Origin of the sequence: Candidatus Pelagibacter sp. Uisw_137, from assembly GCF_047720245.1 — a bacterium.
Taxonomy (GTDB): domain Bacteria; phylum Pseudomonadota; class Alphaproteobacteria; order Pelagibacterales; family Pelagibacteraceae; genus Pelagibacter.
Map to the genome: position 1 here is coordinate 792,903 of NZ_CP159811.1, position 17,658 is coordinate 810,560.

Consider the following 17,658-nt stretch of genomic DNA (forward strand, 5'->3'; position numbering starts at 1 on the left):
CTATTCTGTTTTTAATCTTAGAGCTGCTTCTTCTTTAATCGGTAAATGTATTATTGCTGCAAAAACAGATAAAGCAATTGCTAAATACCAAGCATAATCATACGAGCCATATAGATCATAAAATAATCCTCCAAGAAAAGCTCCAAAGAATGATCCCACTTGATGACTTAAAAAAACTATTCCGTATAATACACCTAAATATTTTGTTCCAAAAATATGAGCAACTATACCACTTGTTGCTGGCACCGTTGAGAGCCATAGAAAACCAAAACTTGCACCAAAGATAAATGCATTAATGTTACTGGCTGGTAAAAATATGAATAATATAATTGAAACTCCTCTCAATGCATAAATAGAACTTAAGATAATTTTTTTACTAATTTTTGTAGAAAGATATCCACTTAATAAAGAACCAAATATATTAAAGAGACCAATTAATGATAAAATTGCAGCAGCAGTCCAGCTTTCAAGACCTCTATCAATTACATATTTTGGAACATGGGTTCCAACTAAAGTTATGTGAAAACCACACACAAAAAAACCAGATGTAAGCAATATATAGCTTTTATTTTTAAAGGCCTCTTTTAAAGCGTCAAAGGTACTTTGATCGTTAGGTTTTTCAATAGATTGAGCTGCAGAAGGAGATCTGACAAAAAAAGCTATTATAAGTCCAATAAACAGGAATATTGTGAATACAAAAAGTGTATCGACCCATCCATTTTTAATTAACGAATAACTCGTATAAAGCGGAGAGATAAAATACCCCAAAGAACCAACGGCAGTTACAATACTCATGGCTATAGTTCTGTTTGATAATGGGAAATGCTTTCCAACAATTGACATTGGAATACTAATTGCAGTTCCACCCAAACCAATTCCAACTAAAAGTCCTAAATCGATTTGAAAAAAAATTCCAGTATTTGGACCAGCATACAAAAAGTAGATCCCCAAAATATAAAACACAAAAGCTAAACAAATTGCTTTATGTCCACCATATTTATCAGCGATAGCTCCAAATATAGGACCTGTTAAACCCCACATTAACATTTGAATACCTATCGCTAATCCAGATTGAGTTATTGAAATATCTAAATCATTTTTAAAATCCATGAAAAATAGACCAAAGGTTTGCCTAACTCCAAGAGAAATTAAAACAACAGCACAAGCTGCGATCAGCGTTATTAAGGCTGTTTTATTTTTAATAAATTTTTCTGAATTCATTTAACGTGTTTAAGAGATTTTTTTAAATCATCTATAAGATCTTTTGGATCTTCTAAGCCAATGTGTAATCTAACTAAATGTTCATCTTTTGCTAATTTTAAATATTGTCTATTGCCTTGTTCACGTTTATCTTGGTATAATGCAAGACTTTCAAATCCACCCCAACTATACCCATAACCAAATAATTTTAAAGAATTAACAAACTTAATTACAGAGTTCTTATTTTTTGATTTAATTTTAAGACCCATTAATCCTGAAGCACCAGAATAATATTTTTTCCACATTCTAAAATTAAATGAATCTTTTTTATGTGGGTATAAAAGTTTTATGTTTTTATAATTAGATAAAAAATCAGCTACTTGTTTTGCACTTTTTTCATGTTTATCTAATCTAACATCTAAAGTTCTAAGCCCTCTTGTTATTAAATAAGCATCATCAGGACCAAGTCTTAAACCTGTTATTTTATTTGTCTTATCAACTTGTTTAAAAATTTTTTTATTAACTGCAAGACTTCCACCCATAACATCTGAGTGACCTGAATAATATTTCGTAGCAGATACAATGGACATATCAAACCCAAGTTTAATAGGTTTTAAAAAATATGGCGTTCCCCAAGTATTATCAATTGCTGAAAAAATTTTATTCTTTTTTGCAATTGCTACTATTTTGCCCAGATCTTGAAAATCAAATGTATTGCTTCCAGGATTTTCAACAAAAATTAATTTTGTTTTTTTTGTAATTGCTTTTTCTAAAGTTTTCAAATCATTTGGGTTATAAAATACTGATTTGATATTAAATTCTTTTAAAAAATCTTGAGTTAAAATTCTTGTAGGCGAGTACGTGGGATCAGCCACAATAATCTCATCACCAGGTCGAACAACACTAAAAATAGATAAAAAAACTGATCCAAATCCAGTTGGCGTTAAAAATACATGATAACACTCTTCTATTTCTTTAAGTATCTGAGACAAAACATGGGTTGTTGAGGTTCCTTGTCTACCGTAATCAAAATGTCCACCTGTTGGATCTTTTTTACTTTTATCCTGCATTTTCCTAATATCTTGCATGGATTTGAAGATAATAGTCGAAGCTCTTACTACAGGGGGGTTAACTGACTGATTATGGTAATCTTTTGCTGTATGTTTAAGGAAAGTCTTGAATGATTTAGTCATAAAAAATTTGATAAGTTAAAGGGACAATGCTATATCCCTCGAATTACGTCAATAAAATTAATAATAGGATAATATGGGTTACCCAAAAAAACATAGAGGCCGAAGAAAACAGGGCTCTAAAAAAAGAAGAGCTAAGAGAAAAAATAAGAAAAAATAGCTCTTTGTAATGGACGAGATTAAAAAAGTTAAATCCATAAGCATTTGGGTGTTCATTGTTCCATTCGTTGCAATAAATACCTGTTTAATATTAATTACACAGTTCCATGCGTTATTTCCCAACCAAGAACATATAGTCCATAATTCGTTATGGCCTTATATAGATGGTGGTCTTTCTATTAGTCGAGCGGCTAGACCTTACCCAAGCTGGTTAATATTTAAACCAGCAATGTTTTTGACATCATTTTTACTTATCAAATACTGGTATTTTAACCGAGACATAATATTAAACTTTAACAAAGACTTTAAACATCTTAAAAAAATAATTTTTTTTGGTGTGGGTTCAGCTGTGGCACTGGTTATTCATTCAATATTTCTTGGAATTGAATTTGATAATAATTTATATAAATTATTTAGAAGAGTAATAATGCTCGTATTCATTATATTCGAAATTACAGCACAAGCTTATCTAGTTGCCGCATTATATTCTGTTAAAGAAAAATTGTCTAAATTTATAAATATTAAAGTTCTAAAATTAAAATTAGTTTTAGTTTCAACATTAATTGTTGTTGCCGTAATTGCTATTCCAATAATTAGTTGGCCAGGAAATACATTTAAGTTTGTCAAACATGCGCTGGAGTGGGATTATTTTTTAGGTGTTATAACTTTTTATTTATTAACTTATTTCATGTGGAAAAATAAAAATTAGTTTGTAATCCATCCACCACCAAGAACTTTATAACCTTTGTTATTTTTTGAATAAAAAACACATGCTTGACCTGGTGCAATGCCATGCTCTTCTTCCAATAAATTAACATTAGCTGAAGTATTATCTATGTTGATCTTAGCCTTGATTAATCTTCCAGTGGATCTAACTTTCACAAATAATTCTTTTTCAAAATCTTTTCGATCATTAGTAATAATATTTAAATCTTTTAAATTTATTTTTGTTTTAACAAGATATTCTTTAGTACCAACAATAATTTCATTTTTATCTGCAATGATTTTTACTACATACAATGGGTTTTTGTCAGAGACACCAATTCCTTTTCTTTGACCAATTGTATAGTTGATAATACCATCATGAACTCCTATTACTTCACCATTCATATTTTTAATATTACCTTTGCTAAAAGAATTTGGTCTAAATTTTTCTATAACTGAAGCATAATCACCATTTGGAACAAAGCAGATATCCTGACTATCAGGTTTGTCTGCAACATTAAGATCTAGATCTCTTGCTATATTTCTTGTCTCGTCTTTAAGAAGATTGCCAAGTGGAAATCTTAAAAAGTTTAATTGATCTTTTGTTGTATTAAACAAGAAATAACTTTGATCTCTATTTAAATCAATTCCTCTGTACATATCTGTGTTATTTTCATCTGTGATACTTTTTACATAATGACCAGTAACTAAAGCATCAGCTTTTAATCTCTTAGCTTCTTCAAATAAATCGGTAAATTTAACTGTTTTATTACATTGCACACAAGGTATTGGTGTTTCACCATTTAAATAACTATCTATGAAATTATCAATTACACCCTCTTTAAATTTGTTTTGATAATATAAAATTTTATGTTCTATATTTAATTTGTCAGCCACTCTTTTGGCATCCATGATGTCTTGACCAGCACAACATTGTTTTGAAGAGGCCGTTTCTTTATTGTCGTTATAAAGTTTTAAAGTTATGCCTATGACATTATAACCTTCATTTTTCATCATTGCTGCTACTGTCGAAGAATCTACTCCTCCTGACATTGCAACAACAATTAAAGTATCCTTAGGTTCTTTTGCTATTCCAATTGAATTCAATTTTGTCATATTTAGTGATATTTATTAGTATATTCACTATAAGTAAATTAAATGATTTTAGATTATGAGCCAGGTGACAAGGTTACTAACAAAAATAACAAAGATTGGGGCATAGGTCAGGTTCAATCAATAATAAATGGTAAAGTTACTGTAAATTTTGAAAATGTTGGAAAAAAAGTGATCAACTCAAAAGTGATTCAATTAGAAAAATTATATAAATGAACCTTGAAGAAAAAAAGAAAATTACCCTTTCACTTATAGATACTTTTAATAAAGCAAGTCAGGTAGCTTTAGATTTAAGAGAGGCTGGCTTAAAAAAAGAAATTAAGTCAGATAATACCCCAGTGAGTAATGGTGATATTGAGGTTAATAAAATATTAACAAATAAAATAAAAGAGATAACTCCTAATATTTCAATTGTTTCAGAGGAAAGCACAAACCATAAAATGGATGTTAATCTAAATAATTTTTGGTTAATCGATCCAATAGATGGCACTAGAGATTACATTAATAACCGCGATGAGTTTACTTTAAATGCAGCATTAATATTAGACAAAAAACCTGCAATTGGAATTATAACAGCTCCTGCAAAGAAAAGAGTTTTTTATTCTTACGGCCTATCACATAGTTATGAACTAATTGATAACCATGAAATTTCTTTAATGAATAAAAAAAAAGATTTTGAGGGGTATACGGCAGTAAGCTATTCAAATGATCTTAAACCTGAAATTTTAGAAATTCATAAAAAATATAAGATACATTCTTTTCAAAAAATGAAAAGTTCATTAAAATTTTGTGTGGTTGCTGCTGGAGAATTTGATATGTATGTAGCTGAACCAAGAGCTTGTGAGTGGGATATCGCAGCAGGTCATGCAATCCTAGAACACTCTGGAGGTAAAGTAACTGATTTTAATTATGATGAAATACTTTACGGGAAACCTGAGTTTAAAAACCCAAGTTTAATTTTAAAAAGTAAAAACATATTATAATGGATGAGCAATTAAGAATAATTTTAATAATTATAATATCTGTTTCTATTTTTGGCTTATTAGTTTTCGTATTTGTTAAAAATGTTATTAGAAATAGAATTAAGTCTCTTGTTGAAGAAGATGAAAAGAAATTAAAGTAATCTAATTATTTTAATATAGTCAGCTTGGTCTATATCCATGATCCTTTTTGACGTTTCAAAATCAAAACCATTTCTTGCTAGTAAAGCAATATCTTTTTTGTAAAATAGTACTCGATTATCCTCTACTCTTGCTGGTCCAATTCTCTTTTTTTTACATATTTTTATTCCAGAAAAAAAATCTTGATCTGAGTTGTCTTCTTTAATCTTGTCTATTGTTTCTTTAATGTAACGATCATTAATTCCCTTCGTCATTAAATAATTTCTAATTTTATTAACAGAACTACCTCTTTGAATTAAACTTCTAGATTTACTTTCAGAATAGAATTTGTCATTAATAAACTTACTTTTTTCAAGATCTTGTAAAACAACATCAATTAAATCTGTAATATCTTGTTTTTTAATATTTTCTAAATTAGCTTTTAGATACTTCTTTAATAGATAGGTTCTAAGCTGTTGTTTTGACGGGGCATATCTTTCAATATATGCAAACGAGAAGTTTCTCATCTCATCTACCGTAGCTTTTAATGTTTTTTTTCTATTTCTCATATGAATCTCAATAGCTTATTATATAATACACTAAAAAATGATCGATCAAATTTATACATACTTTACAATTGAAATGATTTTTCTTTGGTTAAATCTAGGTGTTTTACCTTTTTGGTTAATATTAGTCTTCTTTCCACAGTCACAAATATGTAGAGTTTTTATTACATCAATTTTTCCTTTTATTATTTTAAGTTTTTCCTATGGTTATTTAACTTATGTGTTGTTTAACGAGGGATATGATTTTATTGGAAATTTTGAACTGTACCTTGGCTTGGATGCTGTTAGTAATTTATTTACATATAAAGCTTTCATAATTTTGTTTTGGACACATTTTTTAGCAATGAATTTATTTTGTGGTGGGTGGATTGTTAAAGACTCGCAAAAATTTGGTATCAATAAAATTTTAATGTCTTTCCCACTTTTAATAACATATTTTATTGGGCCTATTGGGTTAACTCTATATTGGATAATAAGAATTTTTTACGCAAAAAAAATTAATCTGTATGACTAAAGAAGTTGAATTCTATTTTGACTTTATTAGCCCCTATGCATATTTGGCTTATAAAAAAATCCAATCTTTACCAAAAGATATTAAGATAAAGTATAAACCAGTTTTTTTAGGTGCCCTTCACAATCTAGAAGGAATAACAGCACCAGCTTTTATTAAACTTAAGCTAAAACATATGATAAGTGACTGTGATTTAATTGCTAGTAAAAATAAATCAAATTTTATTTGGAATTCTAAATTTCCTATTAATTCATTAAGTGTTATGCGTGGATATCTTTTTATTAATGCTGAAAATAGAGAACTATATATGAATGTTATGTTTGATGCTTATTGGAAAGATAACCTTGATATTTCTAATGAAAAAATCTTAAAAAATCTTATCGAAAAATGTAAGATTAATTCAAGTAAGTTCTTTAATGGTATTAAAGACCTTAAAATAAAAGATGAATTAAAATCTATTACTCAAGAAGCTCATGATAAAGGAATATTTGGGGCTCCTACTTTTGTCGTGAATAATAAAATATTTTGGGGGCAAGATAGATTAGAATTTGCTTTAGAAGAATATAATAAGTAATTTATACTATTTTAAAATCACTCTGACTTATTGCTGCAAAGCCACCATCAATATGTGAAACTTTTTCAAAACCCATTTCTTTTAAAGATTTGGCTGCAAGAGCAGATCTTAATCCACCTGCACAAAATAAAACCATTTCTTTATTCATATCAATTTTTCCACTTTTAAAATAAGGGCCATCTGGATCTAACCAAAACTCTAACATTCCACGAGGTATATGATTCGAGTTTTCAACTCTACCTGTTTTATCTAGTTCACCCTTTTCTCTAATATCAATTAAAGTGCATTTATCTTCACTTAATAGCTTTAGCACTTCATCAGCGGTAATGGTTTTAACTTCACTTAATGCTTCAGAGACTAGAGTTTGTGATGATTTAATAGCCATAATATTGTAAAAAATAATTATAAACAATTATATGACAAAAAGCATCATAAAAAAACTATTTATCAAACTTTCAAAAATTTTAGGCTTCGAGATAATTGATCAAAGTGATTTTAGCTCGCCTACTCTTCAAAAAGAATTAAATGAAGATCTTTCAACAATAAATCAAAAATCAATTGTTTTACCACTTGGTGAAGTAAAAATTACAAAAAAAGTTAACTCTGTACTCATTATTTTTAGAACTAATACAGATGTAGAGATATGGGATCAGAATAAAAAGAGGCTATTTGAAGAACCAAAAATTCAGTACTCATTAAGAGCTTTAAAATCATTAATAAAAACAGTTAATTTTTCTAAAACAAAATACCCAAACATTAAATTTAAGACCATAATTGTTGATGATGAATCTAAAGGAGAAAATTTAGATAAACTTAAGAAGCTAATTGATGAAAGTGATTTAGATATGAATATTACTTCTTTAAATCATAAAAAATATAAAGATATAATAAAGCAACAAAAAAATGATCAAACTTTTTCAAATTTAGCAAGTCTACTTCAATCATTTCAACTTGGAAAAGAACATGGAAAAGATTTAGTTTTCTTTGTAGAGGATGATTACTTACATTTTGAACCTATGATGGAAGAAATGATTGCATCATATGAGAGAATAGCCTCACAAGTTAATAAGGATATCTTTATGTGTCCTGCTGATTATCCATATCTTTATATGAATAATGAAAAAACAAACATTTTAATTGGAAACAAAAGACATTGGAGAACTATTAATCAAACATTATGCACATTCATGACAACTAAAAGCTTACTCGATAAATATTGGGATAATTTTTATAATACTTGCTTAGATAGGAATGATCCTTTTGAAAAGCATCTAAATGAAATCTATACAAAAGAATTTTGTATCTCACCATTAAAAAGTCTTTCTTTGCATCTAACGAATGTAAATTCTAGCTATGGACTATCACCATTTATAAACTACAAAAAGCTATGGGATGAAAATGAGGTAACTAATGCTTAGAATAAATTCTAAAGCTCCATTATTAAAATTAAACTCAACAGATGGTAAGATTTATTCTTTAAAACACTCACTTGGTAAATATATTGTTCTATATTTTTACCCTAAAGACGACACTCCAGGATGCACAATTGAGACTAATGATTTTAACAAATTATTACCTAAATTTAAAAAACTGAATTGTGATGTATTTGGTATTTCTAAAGATGATCTAAAAAGTCACCATAAATTTAAGGAAAAATATAAGATCAAATTTGATCTTTTATCGGACGTAGAACTAAATATTTTGAAAAAATATAAAGTTTGGGCTAAGAAGAAATTTATGGGTAGAGAATTTATAGGTATAGTAAGAACAACTTTCTTAATTGATCCAAAAGGTAAAATTGTAAAAATTTGGGACAATGTGAAAGTTAAAGATCACTCTAAAGAAGTACTTGATACCTTAAAAAATATTTAGAAATAAAAAAGGCCCCAATTAAGGGGCCTTTTTCTAACTATAAGAAAGAGCTATTTATTTAGTTAGTCTCTGATTGCATAGGCAATAACACCAGTTTCAGCAACGTCTGTTCCTAGTTTTTCTGCTTCTTTACTCAATCTAATACCCATTGTATTTTTCATTATTGTCCAAATTATTAGAGCAACTATGAATACAAAAATATTGACCGCAAGCACACCAATTAACTGAGCACCAAAAGAAGCATCAGCATTAGTTAGAGGAACGGCTAATGTTCCCCAAATACCAGCAAACAAGTGAGCTGGTATTGCACCTACTACATCGTCGATTTTAAATGTAAATAAAAGTTTAGTACCAAGCACAACTATTAAACCACCAACACCACCAATCAAGATAGCAGCTAATGGAGATGGAGCTAAAGGTTCTGCAGTTATTGCTACAAGACCACCAATTGCACCGTTTAACATCATGATCACATCAGTTTTACCTGATAATAATCTTGGTACGATTGCCGCAACCATTACACCACCGCAAGCTGCAAGGTTTGTGTTAATAAAAATAGTTGAAATTGCTACAGCGTCAGTAAATGTTCCTAATGCTAATTGTGAACCACCATTAAATCCAAACCAACCTAACCATAACACAAAAACTCCAAGTGTTACTAAAGGAACAGAAGAAGCTGCAAAAGGTTGTAATGCTTTAGGTACACCTTTAGCATCAAATCTTCCAGTTCTTGAACCTAACAATAGCGCTCCTGCTAATGCTGCGGATCCACCTGTTGAGTGAACAAGAGTTGATCCTGCAAAGTCAGAGAAACCAGCAGCAGCTAACCAGCCACCACCCCACTGCCAACCCATTACGATAGGATAAATAATTCCTGCTAAAATTGCTGCAAATAAAAAGAATGGCCATAATTTAACTCTTTCAGCCATTGTACCAGATACAATAGAAACCGTGGTTGCGCAGAACACCATTTGGAAATACCAATCTGATCCATCTGAATAACCTTTATCTAATGCGCTTGCATCAGACCATGGAGTAAACGTGCCTATAAATCCACCCTCAGGTATTCCATAAGCTAGATTATAACCAACCAGCCAAAACATAATTCCTGAAATTGAAAATAAACCAATATTTTTTGCACAAATTACTGATACACTTTTTGAAGTTACCATTCCTGATTCAAGCATTGTAAATCCAGCTGCCATGAACATTACTAAGAAACCACAAATTAAGAAAAAGAGTGTGTTAAATACAAACCCAACTTCAGCAGAAACTGTTGTCTCCGCACTTCCAATACTTGTTAGACCTAGAAGAAAAACTAGACCCAACGAAAACGTTGATATTATTTTTTTTAATTTAGTCATTAAACCTCCAATATAAGACTTCACTTATATTTATGATGATCTTAAAAACTATTGTTGATTAGGAAATTTAGGTATGCAGTAAATGCATACACTAACAGCCTTATTACATTTCTGTAAAAGGCTGTTATTGAATTTGGTATTTAATTATTTATTAAACATTTCTTTAAGTGACTTAGCTGGTAAGAACTTAACTTTTTGAGAAGCACCGATTTGAATTTGCTCTCCAGTCCTTGGATTTCTTCCAACTCTAGCTTTTCTTTTTGCTACTTTGTAAGTTCCAAATCCAGCAATTTTAACTGTATCGTCACCTTTTAAAGCATCTAGAATAGTGTTTGTAATAGTATCGAAAGTACGCTCAGCATCAGCTTTACTTAGGTTTAAAGAACCTGAAAGTTGTGCAATTAATTGTTTTTTGTTCATATATTTAGCTCCGATTTTATTGGTTATTTTACATAATTTACATTAAAGTCCATTAATCAAGCTTTTTATTAGTGTCTCTTAAAAATAAAACCCCAAGATATGGTGATTTGTTAAATTAATGTTGATTTTAAAGGATTATTTAAGAAATATAATTGTTAAAAAACTTAAATAAACCAACGTCTTTTAAGTCATTAAATGTTGTAAAAAACATCAATGATAGCAATAAAAACAATCCGATTCGAAAAAAACCTTCTTGAGTTTTTTGTGATAAAGGACGCCCCAATACCTTTTCAATTCCATAAAACATTAAGTGTCCACCATCTAGCATTGGAATTGGGAACAAGTTTATTAACCCTAAGCTAATAGAAATGTAAGCCATAAGGCTTATAAAAGGTAAAATTCCAAATTCTGCAACTTGTCCACTAATTTTTGCTATTCGAATTGGGCCACCTAACTGGGAAGTATCACCATTTCCAACAATCATACTACCAATATACTTAAGACTAGAAGTGCTCACATAATAAACTTCATTAACCGCATAAAACAGAGCATTAGCTGGACCAAGTTTAACATGATTTACTTCATTATTATAAGCTCCAAGCTTAATACCAACCATGCGTTTACTGATTTTATTTCCAAGGTTATCCTCCCCTTCAACAATATTAGGCTTTACTCTAAAGGTTAAATCTTGATCATATCTGTTGACTGTAAAATTGATGAATTCATCAGTAGACATCATGATATATTTTGAAACTTCCATAATACTTTTAACTTTATTGCCATCAATTGAGACCACAATATCATTATCTTTAAGGCCAGCTACCATTGCAGGGCTATCTTTTTGAACTTCATTAATTACAGCTGGTGTAAAATCTTTTCCAGCGAAGGTATAAACTAAGAAAAATATTAGAATTGCTAATAAAAAGTTAGCTAAAGGGCCACCAAATACAATTAAAGCTCTTTGATATAAAGGCTTTAGTACAAACAGTTTATCTTGATCTTCTTTACTATATTCTTTTATAATTTTGTCATTGTCTGCTTGGCTATAAACGTTTCTATCACCAAAAAACTTAACATATCCCCCAAGTGGTATGACACAAACTTTCCACCTAGTGCCTGATTTATCATTCCAACCAAACATTTCTTTACCAAAACCAATTGAAAAATCAGTAACTCCTACACCAAATCGTTTAGCAAAATAATAATGCCCATATTCATGAATAAACACCACGATAACAATTAAAACTATGAAGGGTAATATATAAGACAACATGATTATAATTTAATAATACTATTTATTATTCTAATTTCTAGCTTTTAATATTATAGCCTTTTTTAAGTAATATTGTGACTAAGAGCACACAAATCACTAAAAAAAATACCATTGAACTTATACTTATCCAAATATCAAAATCAGATACACCGTAGAAAGAAAATCTTAAGCCATCAATTAAATAAACCACTGGATTAAAGTAAGAAATTGTTTGCCAAAATGGTGGCAACATATCAAGAGAGTATAAACTTCCACCTAAAAATACCATAGGTGTAATAACTAATGATGGAATGATCGACATCTGCTCAAAGTTTTTACTAACAACTCCAATTAAAAACCCGAATAAAGCGAATGTAAAAGAAACTAAAACTAATAAAAATATCATTAACATTGGATATTTAACTGTCACATCCGCAAAAAAAGAAGCAGTTACATAAATTACAGCACCAACAATTAATGTTTTAGTAGCTCCTGCCCCAACAAAAGCTAGAACTGTTTCAAGCGTTGATATAGGTGCTGCTAAGATCTCGTTAATAGTTCCATTAAATTTTGGAAAAAATATTCCAAACGAAGTGTTACTTATTGATTGAGTTAACAGAGTTAACATTAATAAACCGGGTACAATGAATGATCCATAACTAACACCATCAATTTTTTCAATATAACCTCCAATAACTGAACCGAACACTACAAAATATAATGAGGTGGATATTACCGGTGAAAGAATAGACTGACCTACAGTTCTTATAAATCTATTCATCTCATGAACATAAATAGCTCTAAACCCATAATAATTAAATTTCATTATTCTCCTTTACTAAATCAACAAATATTTTCTCCAAAGTACTTTGTTCTGTTTTTAAATCTTTTAACTTTAAGCCAGTATCTTTTAAGTCTTGCAATAAATCTGTAATACCAGTTTTGTCAGCTTGAACATTATAAGTATAAATTAAAGACATGTGTTCATCGCCTATTTCAAGGCTATATTTAAGTAAATCATCAGGAATTTCTTTAATTTTTTTTTGTAATTCAATTGTTAGTTTTTTATGCCCCATTTTTTTAATTAATTCTTTTTTATCTTCAACAATAATAATTTCTCCTTGATTAATTACAGCTACACGGTCAGCAATAGCTTCTGCCTCTTCAATATAATGGGTAGTTAAGATAATTGTGACCCCTGTTTTTCTTAACTCTTCAACAACCATCCACATGTCTCTTCTAAGTTCAACATCTACACCAGCTGTTGGTTCATCAAGGAATAGTATTTTAGGCTCATGAGACAAAGCTTTTGCAATTAAAACTCTTCTCTTCATTCCACCTGACAATTGTCTCAGTCTTTGATCTTTTTTATCCCACAAGGTTAAATCTTTTAAAACTTTTTCAATATGTTTTGGGTTAGGTGATTTTCCATAAAGTCCTCTAGAATAAGAAACAGTGTCAAAAACAGTTTCAAAAGATTCTAAGTTTAGCTCTTGAGGAACAAGCCCTATTCTTGATCTCGTCTCTCTATAATCTTTTATGATATCAAAGTTATCAATTGTAACAGTTCCTGATGAAGGTTTAACAATTCCACAAATAATACTGATTAAACTAGTTTTACCCGCACCATTTGGCCCAAGCATTGCAAGGATTTCACCTTGTTTTACTTTTAGGCTAACATTATTAAGGGCTTTAAAATCATTATCATAAACTTTGGATAAGTTATTAATGGATATTTGAATCTCAGACATTTGTTAGGTGTATATAGTTATTTATACACCTTTTACAAATTATTAGGTCTATTTTTTAGATCCTTTTATTTTCCAAAATATCATCGGTAGAAAAGTTGCGATAATAAAAGATAAAAACAACAATGATTGAGAGACAAAAGCTGGAAAAGTATCCACTGATAAAATTATACCAACTAGTAAGCTCTTTGAAAAATCAGGAGCTGGGAATAAAAGAAAGCCTCCAATTAATCCAATAATAATTGAAATATATGCCGTTTTTTCATTCAACTTTTTATTATAGAAACTATAAAAAACAGTAAGCACAAACGCACAACAAAATAAATCAGCTAAAAGGAATAAGTATAAAACACTGAACCCTTTTGAGGCAATTGCAAAAGCTATAATTGAAAGAGCTACTATAAAATATTTTGAAAGAGTTAAGTAATTAGTTTTCTTATCTAGATTTAAAGTCGCTTTACCATCAACTACTATTAAACTTGATATGGCATTAACTAAAGTATCAACAGTACTAATTGTTAATGACAGGCCAAGGATCACAATTATTAATGATAAAAATTCTGTCTGCTCACTTAATAATAAAGAGAAGAAACCAAGGTCAGGAATAACTTTAGGATTAGCTGACACTGCAACTAAACCACTAAAGCCCATAAAAAAGACTATTGGAATAATTACAATAAATGCAACAATTAAACTTTTCTTTAAGACATCATTATTTTTAGCTGCATAAACTCTTTGCCAATTCCCTTGGTGAAAAAGATTGGTTGCAGCAACTGCAATAAAGAAAGTTAATCCAGCAGTATAGTTTGGAATATAGCTCGCACTTAGTAAGTGGGGACTTTTTTCTTTAATAAATGAGAAAGAAAACTGATCCCCTGTAAATAATGTTAGATAAAATACTGAAATTAATAATAAAGCTACAATTACTATCATTTGAATATTGTCTGTAAAAATTGAAGCTCTTAAGCCACCATATAAAGTGTATGCAAGTGTTGCGATAAGAATAATTAAAGAGGTAACCCAAAGTTCAGTGCCTGAAATATAATTTATTAATATTGCAACCGCTGTAACTTCAGCGCATAAAAAAACAAACATATAAAATACTGTCATCAATAAAATAAGTTTAAATAAACTCTTACCAAATCTTTTTCTTAAAAATTCAATTAGAGTTGAACCTTTTGGAAACTCTGTTCTTATTTTTTTTCCAAGTGAAATTAAAAAGATCATTGGGAACGCCGTTCCTAACGCATAACCAATCACAGCTCCTATTCCACCCCATGTTGCAGCAGATGCTGGACCAAATAAGATCCAAGCTCCAAGCGCTGATGCAATTAGGCTTGTCGTTAGTGAAAAGAAACCAATATTTCTATTCGCCGTTAGATAATTGTTAATTCCTTGATATTTTTTAGAGTAAATTAATCCAACTATTGTAAATATTAAGCTTATAGTAATGACAAGTGTTAATGATGTTGATTGACTTATAAAGTATGTTTTATCCATTGTTCTCCCTTTCTGAATTACCGGACAGGTTATTAGGGTTTATTCTCAGTCAGTTACGACACCCCTTACAACTTTTTATAGACTATAATTTAAATTATTAAAGAAAAACTTAGTGTTTAGTATCTAGTATTTCTAAAGGTAATGGAGCTTCTGGATACTTTTCCTTACATAATTTTTCATAATTTTTACAAAGAGTACTTACAGTGTCATGCGCTTCATCTTTTGAAGTTAGAAATTCAATTAAAGTATCTCTCTCGAGTTCAATTTCTTTAATATCTGCATCACTTAAATATTCACCAGTCTCTACTTCCCAGTAAGTATCATTTAACTCTTCAATTTTTAAAGTGTTAAGCTTTCTTTGAAGTTCAATAATAATTTCATCATCTGTTTTACTATCCTTCATTGGAGAGTTTACTAATTTTCCTAAACACTTATCTTTAAGATCATCTAAAAAAGTATTGTAAGGTTTGCCTTCAGCTAGACCTGTAAAATGATTACTTTCAAAATACTTACTAATTGCTGCATTAGTTGAAATTTTATTTTTACCTTTTGCAACAGCTACCTGAACATATACTTCTTGGCTTATGTATTCATTTAAATAGTCTTTAATTTTATCAGATAACATTTTGAAATTTTTAACTTAATGTTCAGCTCTAAATCTTGAGTGACAAGACTTACAGCTACTCCACATATATTTTCCAAGAGTTGCCTTCATATCTTCTGTTTCATCTATAACAGATGTTAGTTCAATCATATTACTTGAAGCTTTTGCCATTAATAAATTAAATTCATCTTTATTTTCCCAAATAGAAGGCAATGCCTCTGTTCCAAATCCTACTTTTGAATTTTCAGGAAAAAGATCTATTAATCTTTTATAATTACCACTCATTTCAATCATTAGTTTTTTTGCTTCATCTATATCTCCATTAGAAGCAAGACTATTAACTCTTTTTGCAGTTTTATAATTTTTACTAAAAATAGATTTTCTTTCTTTAATAATCTCTTCTACAGTTTGTTCAGAAAAAGCACTGAAACTATAAAATAATATAAATATAAAAAATAAAGTATTTTTAATTGTTGTCATAATGTGTTTAATTTAAATATGTCTGTATTAAATAATAGATCAAAATATGGATTACTTAGTAAATTATTCCACTGGCTAACTGCCGCAGGATTAATAGTTCAAATACCTTTGGGGTTTTATTTGGTAGATTTAGACTTTGATCAAACTAGAGTTGATATAGAAAATTATCATATATTATTTGGATTAATCATATTTTATGTAGCCCTAATAAGGTTGATCTTTAAACTATTTACACCAGCCCCTGATTTTAAAGGAAGTGCTTTTCTAGGAGAAAAATTTATAGCAAGATTAAATCACTTATTATTATATTTAACTTTGTTAACAGTCACAATCTCAGGTATCTTAAAAAAACTATTTAATGGTGAAAGCTTGGTTATTTTTTTTAAAAAAATTAATTTAACTTATAATTATGAGCTTTCTGAGCAGTTTTATTCAATTCATATATTAGCAAATTATGCATTGATTGGATTAATTACATTACATATTTTAGCTGTACTGTTTCATAAATTTTTTTTAAGAGAAAATATTTTAAAGAGAATTCTTTAAACTTTTGTAAATATTATGCATTTGAGTTTATCATTAAATAAAATGTTTTTTTTATATTTAAGATTAATCTCATTAATTCCATTAGAAATTTGAAGTGAACTAAATTTTAATAAAGTGGATATATAATGCTTTTTTATCATCTTTAAATATATGTTTTTTTTAACATTCACTTTAAAATTAAATTTAGTGATACTTTTTTTTACATTTAGTTGAAGTAGTTTTTTCCAAATAAGGGTGTCTCTCTTGAACGACTGGTTAAGTTTTTGTTTCATTAAAGAAAATGTAGGAATTTCATTATTATTTGTATCTAAAGTTAAAATTAAAATAATCCCTCCCATTTCTAAACTGGCGTATGAATAGCTTAATATCTTCTCAATGTCTTTTAAGTTAAATAAGTGAATAGTTTGTTTAATCAATATTAAATCAAATTTCTTTTGATTATTTCTAAGATATTTAATTGCATTTGTTTTTTTAAATATAATTCTTTTGTCAAAATCTTTATGATTTTCAATATCAAGTCCAATAGGCTTATTTATTAATTTGAGTTTAGAAGATAATGAACCCATTATCTTGCCACGACCACATCCAATATCTATAATTTTTGAGTGTTTAGTTAATTTTTTTTGTTTTAGTAAAAAATTATTGAAGGACTGGATATATTTTGTAGATGAAATCCAAGTTTTGTTATCCCAATTTTTAAAACTTAACATTGCTTAATTTAAAACATTTTAACTTATATTTAAATAAAGTATTA

General features: G+C 28.9%; 23 protein-coding genes and 1 riboswitch. Of the genes, 9 read left to right on the forward strand and 14 right to left on the reverse strand.

From position 1 onward, the window contains the following. Complete coding sequence (locus ABXT61_RS04295; RefSeq protein WP_415314543.1) at positions 1-1,221, reverse strand: MFS transporter; 1,221 nt, start codon at positions 1,219-1,221, stop codon at positions 1-3. Beyond that, a complete protein-coding gene (locus ABXT61_RS04300; protein ID WP_415314544.1) occupies positions 1,218-2,393 on the reverse strand; it encodes a trans-sulfuration enzyme family protein in 1,176 nt (391 codons plus the stop codon). Before ABXT61_RS04300 ends, ABXT61_RS04295 begins: the two co-directional genes overlap by 4 nt. A gap of 166 nt (positions 2,394-2,559) precedes the next feature. Here ABXT61_RS04300 and ABXT61_RS04305 point away from each other — a divergent pair, with 166 nt between their 5' ends. Next, complete coding sequence (locus ABXT61_RS04305; protein ID WP_415314545.1) at positions 2,560-3,258, forward strand: hypothetical protein; 699 nt, start codon at positions 2,560-2,562, stop codon at positions 3,256-3,258. On the opposite strand, the gene mnmA is transcribed toward ABXT61_RS04305, so the two are convergent. Further along, on the reverse strand, positions 3,255-4,370 hold the full coding sequence (gene mnmA, locus ABXT61_RS04310; RefSeq protein ID WP_415314546.1) for a tRNA 2-thiouridine(34) synthase MnmA: 1,116 nt from the start codon (positions 4,368-4,370) through the stop codon (positions 3,255-3,257). The genes ABXT61_RS04305 and mnmA overlap by 4 nt on opposite strands. 42 nt (positions 4,371-4,412) lie before the next feature. Here mnmA and ABXT61_RS04315 point away from each other — a divergent pair, with 42 nt between their 5' ends. The 3 genes from ABXT61_RS04315 to ABXT61_RS04325 are packed head-to-tail and all read left to right on the forward strand — an operon-like array spanning position 4,413 to position 5,490. Next, on the forward strand, positions 4,413-4,583 hold the full coding sequence (locus tag ABXT61_RS04315; RefSeq protein WP_415314547.1) for a DUF3553 domain-containing protein: 171 nt from the start codon (positions 4,413-4,415) through the stop codon (positions 4,581-4,583). Continuing rightward, entirely contained in the window at positions 4,580-5,350 is a 771-nt protein-coding gene (locus ABXT61_RS04320) for a 3'(2'),5'-bisphosphate nucleotidase CysQ family protein (protein WP_415314548.1), read from the forward strand. The genes ABXT61_RS04315 and ABXT61_RS04320 overlap by 4 nt, the downstream gene beginning before the upstream one ends. After that, positions 5,350-5,490, forward strand: a complete 141-nt coding sequence (locus ABXT61_RS04325) for a hypothetical protein (protein ID WP_415314549.1) — start codon at positions 5,350-5,352, stop codon at positions 5,488-5,490. The genes ABXT61_RS04320 and ABXT61_RS04325 overlap by 1 nt, the downstream gene beginning before the upstream one ends. On the opposite strand, the gene ABXT61_RS04330 is transcribed toward ABXT61_RS04325, so the two are convergent. After that, positions 5,482-6,036 carry a regulatory protein RecX gene (locus tag ABXT61_RS04330; RefSeq protein ID WP_415314550.1) on the reverse strand — a complete coding sequence of 185 codons (555 nt, stop codon included), beginning with the start codon at positions 6,034-6,036 and terminating at the stop codon, positions 5,482-5,484. The genes ABXT61_RS04325 and ABXT61_RS04330 overlap by 9 nt on opposite strands. Positions 6,037-6,073: 37 nt before the next feature. Between ABXT61_RS04330 and ABXT61_RS04335 the strand changes: the two genes are divergently transcribed. Both ABXT61_RS04335 and ABXT61_RS04340 read left to right on the forward strand, forming a co-directional pair. After that, on the forward strand, positions 6,074-6,547 hold the full coding sequence (locus ABXT61_RS04335) for an ABA4-like family protein (protein WP_415314551.1): 474 nt from the start codon (positions 6,074-6,076) through the stop codon (positions 6,545-6,547). Beyond that, positions 6,540-7,118: a 2-hydroxychromene-2-carboxylate isomerase gene (locus ABXT61_RS04340; RefSeq protein ID WP_415314552.1), complete on the forward strand. Its 579-nt coding sequence runs from the start codon at positions 6,540-6,542 to the stop codon at positions 7,116-7,118. The genes ABXT61_RS04335 and ABXT61_RS04340 overlap by 8 nt, the downstream gene beginning before the upstream one ends. Before the next feature lies 1 nt (position 7,119). Here the strand turns inward: ABXT61_RS04340 and ABXT61_RS04345 are convergent, their stop codons facing one another. After that, a complete protein-coding gene (locus ABXT61_RS04345; protein ID WP_415314553.1) occupies positions 7,120-7,503 on the reverse strand; it encodes a rhodanese-like domain-containing protein in 384 nt (127 codons plus the stop codon). Between the two features lie 31 nt (positions 7,504-7,534). Here ABXT61_RS04345 and ABXT61_RS04350 point away from each other — a divergent pair, with 31 nt between their 5' ends. Continuing rightward, a complete protein-coding gene (locus tag ABXT61_RS04350) occupies positions 7,535-8,536 on the forward strand; it encodes a glycosyltransferase family 2 protein (protein ID WP_415314554.1) in 1,002 nt (333 codons plus the stop codon). Further along, on the forward strand, positions 8,529-8,990 hold the full coding sequence (locus ABXT61_RS04355; protein ID WP_415314555.1) for a peroxiredoxin: 462 nt from the start codon (positions 8,529-8,531) through the stop codon (positions 8,988-8,990). The genes ABXT61_RS04350 and ABXT61_RS04355 overlap by 8 nt, the downstream gene beginning before the upstream one ends. Positions 8,991-9,052: 62 nt before the next feature. On the opposite strand, the gene ABXT61_RS04360 is transcribed toward ABXT61_RS04355, so the two are convergent. The 8 genes from ABXT61_RS04360 to ABXT61_RS04395 form a co-directional block, all read right to left on the reverse strand. Continuing rightward, entirely contained in the window at positions 9,053-10,354 is a 1,302-nt protein-coding gene (locus ABXT61_RS04360; RefSeq protein ID WP_415314556.1) for an ammonium transporter, read from the reverse strand. 144 nt (positions 10,355-10,498) lie between these two features. Continuing rightward, positions 10,499-10,774, reverse strand: coding sequence for an HU family DNA-binding protein (locus ABXT61_RS04365; protein WP_169036682.1), 276 nt, complete (start codon positions 10,772-10,774; stop codon positions 10,499-10,501). Positions 10,775-10,913: 139 nt separating this feature from the next. Further along, positions 10,914-12,047, reverse strand: coding sequence for an RIP metalloprotease RseP (rseP, locus tag ABXT61_RS04370; protein ID WP_415314557.1), 1,134 nt, complete (start codon positions 12,045-12,047; stop codon positions 10,914-10,916). Positions 12,048-12,084: 37 nt separating this feature from the next. Next, a complete protein-coding gene (locus tag ABXT61_RS04375) occupies positions 12,085-12,852 on the reverse strand; it encodes an ABC transporter permease (protein WP_415314558.1) in 768 nt (255 codons plus the stop codon). Further along, the gene (locus ABXT61_RS04380) at positions 12,842-13,777 is read right to left on the reverse strand and encodes an ABC transporter ATP-binding protein (RefSeq protein ID WP_415314559.1); all 936 of its coding nucleotides are present in this window, start codon (positions 13,775-13,777) and stop codon (positions 12,842-12,844) included. Before ABXT61_RS04380 ends, ABXT61_RS04375 begins: the two co-directional genes overlap by 11 nt. Positions 13,778-13,825: 48 nt before the next feature. Further along, the gene (locus tag ABXT61_RS04385; protein ID WP_415314560.1) at positions 13,826-15,274 is read right to left on the reverse strand and encodes a sodium:solute symporter family transporter; all 1,449 of its coding nucleotides are present in this window, start codon (positions 15,272-15,274) and stop codon (positions 13,826-13,828) included. Further along, positions 15,262-15,350, reverse strand: a riboswitch (TPP riboswitch). (Overlaps the previous gene by 13 nt.) Before the next feature lie 33 nt (positions 15,351-15,383). Continuing rightward, positions 15,384-15,899 carry a hypothetical protein gene (locus tag ABXT61_RS04390; protein ID WP_415314561.1) on the reverse strand — a complete coding sequence of 172 codons (516 nt, stop codon included), beginning with the start codon at positions 15,897-15,899 and terminating at the stop codon, positions 15,384-15,386. Between the two features lie 15 nt (positions 15,900-15,914). Continuing rightward, positions 15,915-16,358, reverse strand: coding sequence for a cytochrome c (locus ABXT61_RS04395; RefSeq protein ID WP_415314562.1), 444 nt, complete (start codon positions 16,356-16,358; stop codon positions 15,915-15,917). 18 nt (positions 16,359-16,376) lie between these two features. Between ABXT61_RS04395 and ABXT61_RS04400 the strand changes: the two genes are divergently transcribed. Beyond that, entirely contained in the window at positions 16,377-16,904 is a 528-nt protein-coding gene (locus tag ABXT61_RS04400) for a cytochrome b (protein ID WP_415314563.1), read from the forward strand. On the opposite strand, the gene ABXT61_RS04405 is transcribed toward ABXT61_RS04400, so the two are convergent. After that, on the reverse strand, positions 16,901-17,614 hold the full coding sequence (locus ABXT61_RS04405; RefSeq protein ID WP_415314564.1) for a methyltransferase domain-containing protein: 714 nt from the start codon (positions 17,612-17,614) through the stop codon (positions 16,901-16,903). The two genes, ABXT61_RS04400 and ABXT61_RS04405, sit on opposite strands and share 4 nt — an antisense overlap. Positions 17,615-17,658: the final 44 nt, after the last annotated feature.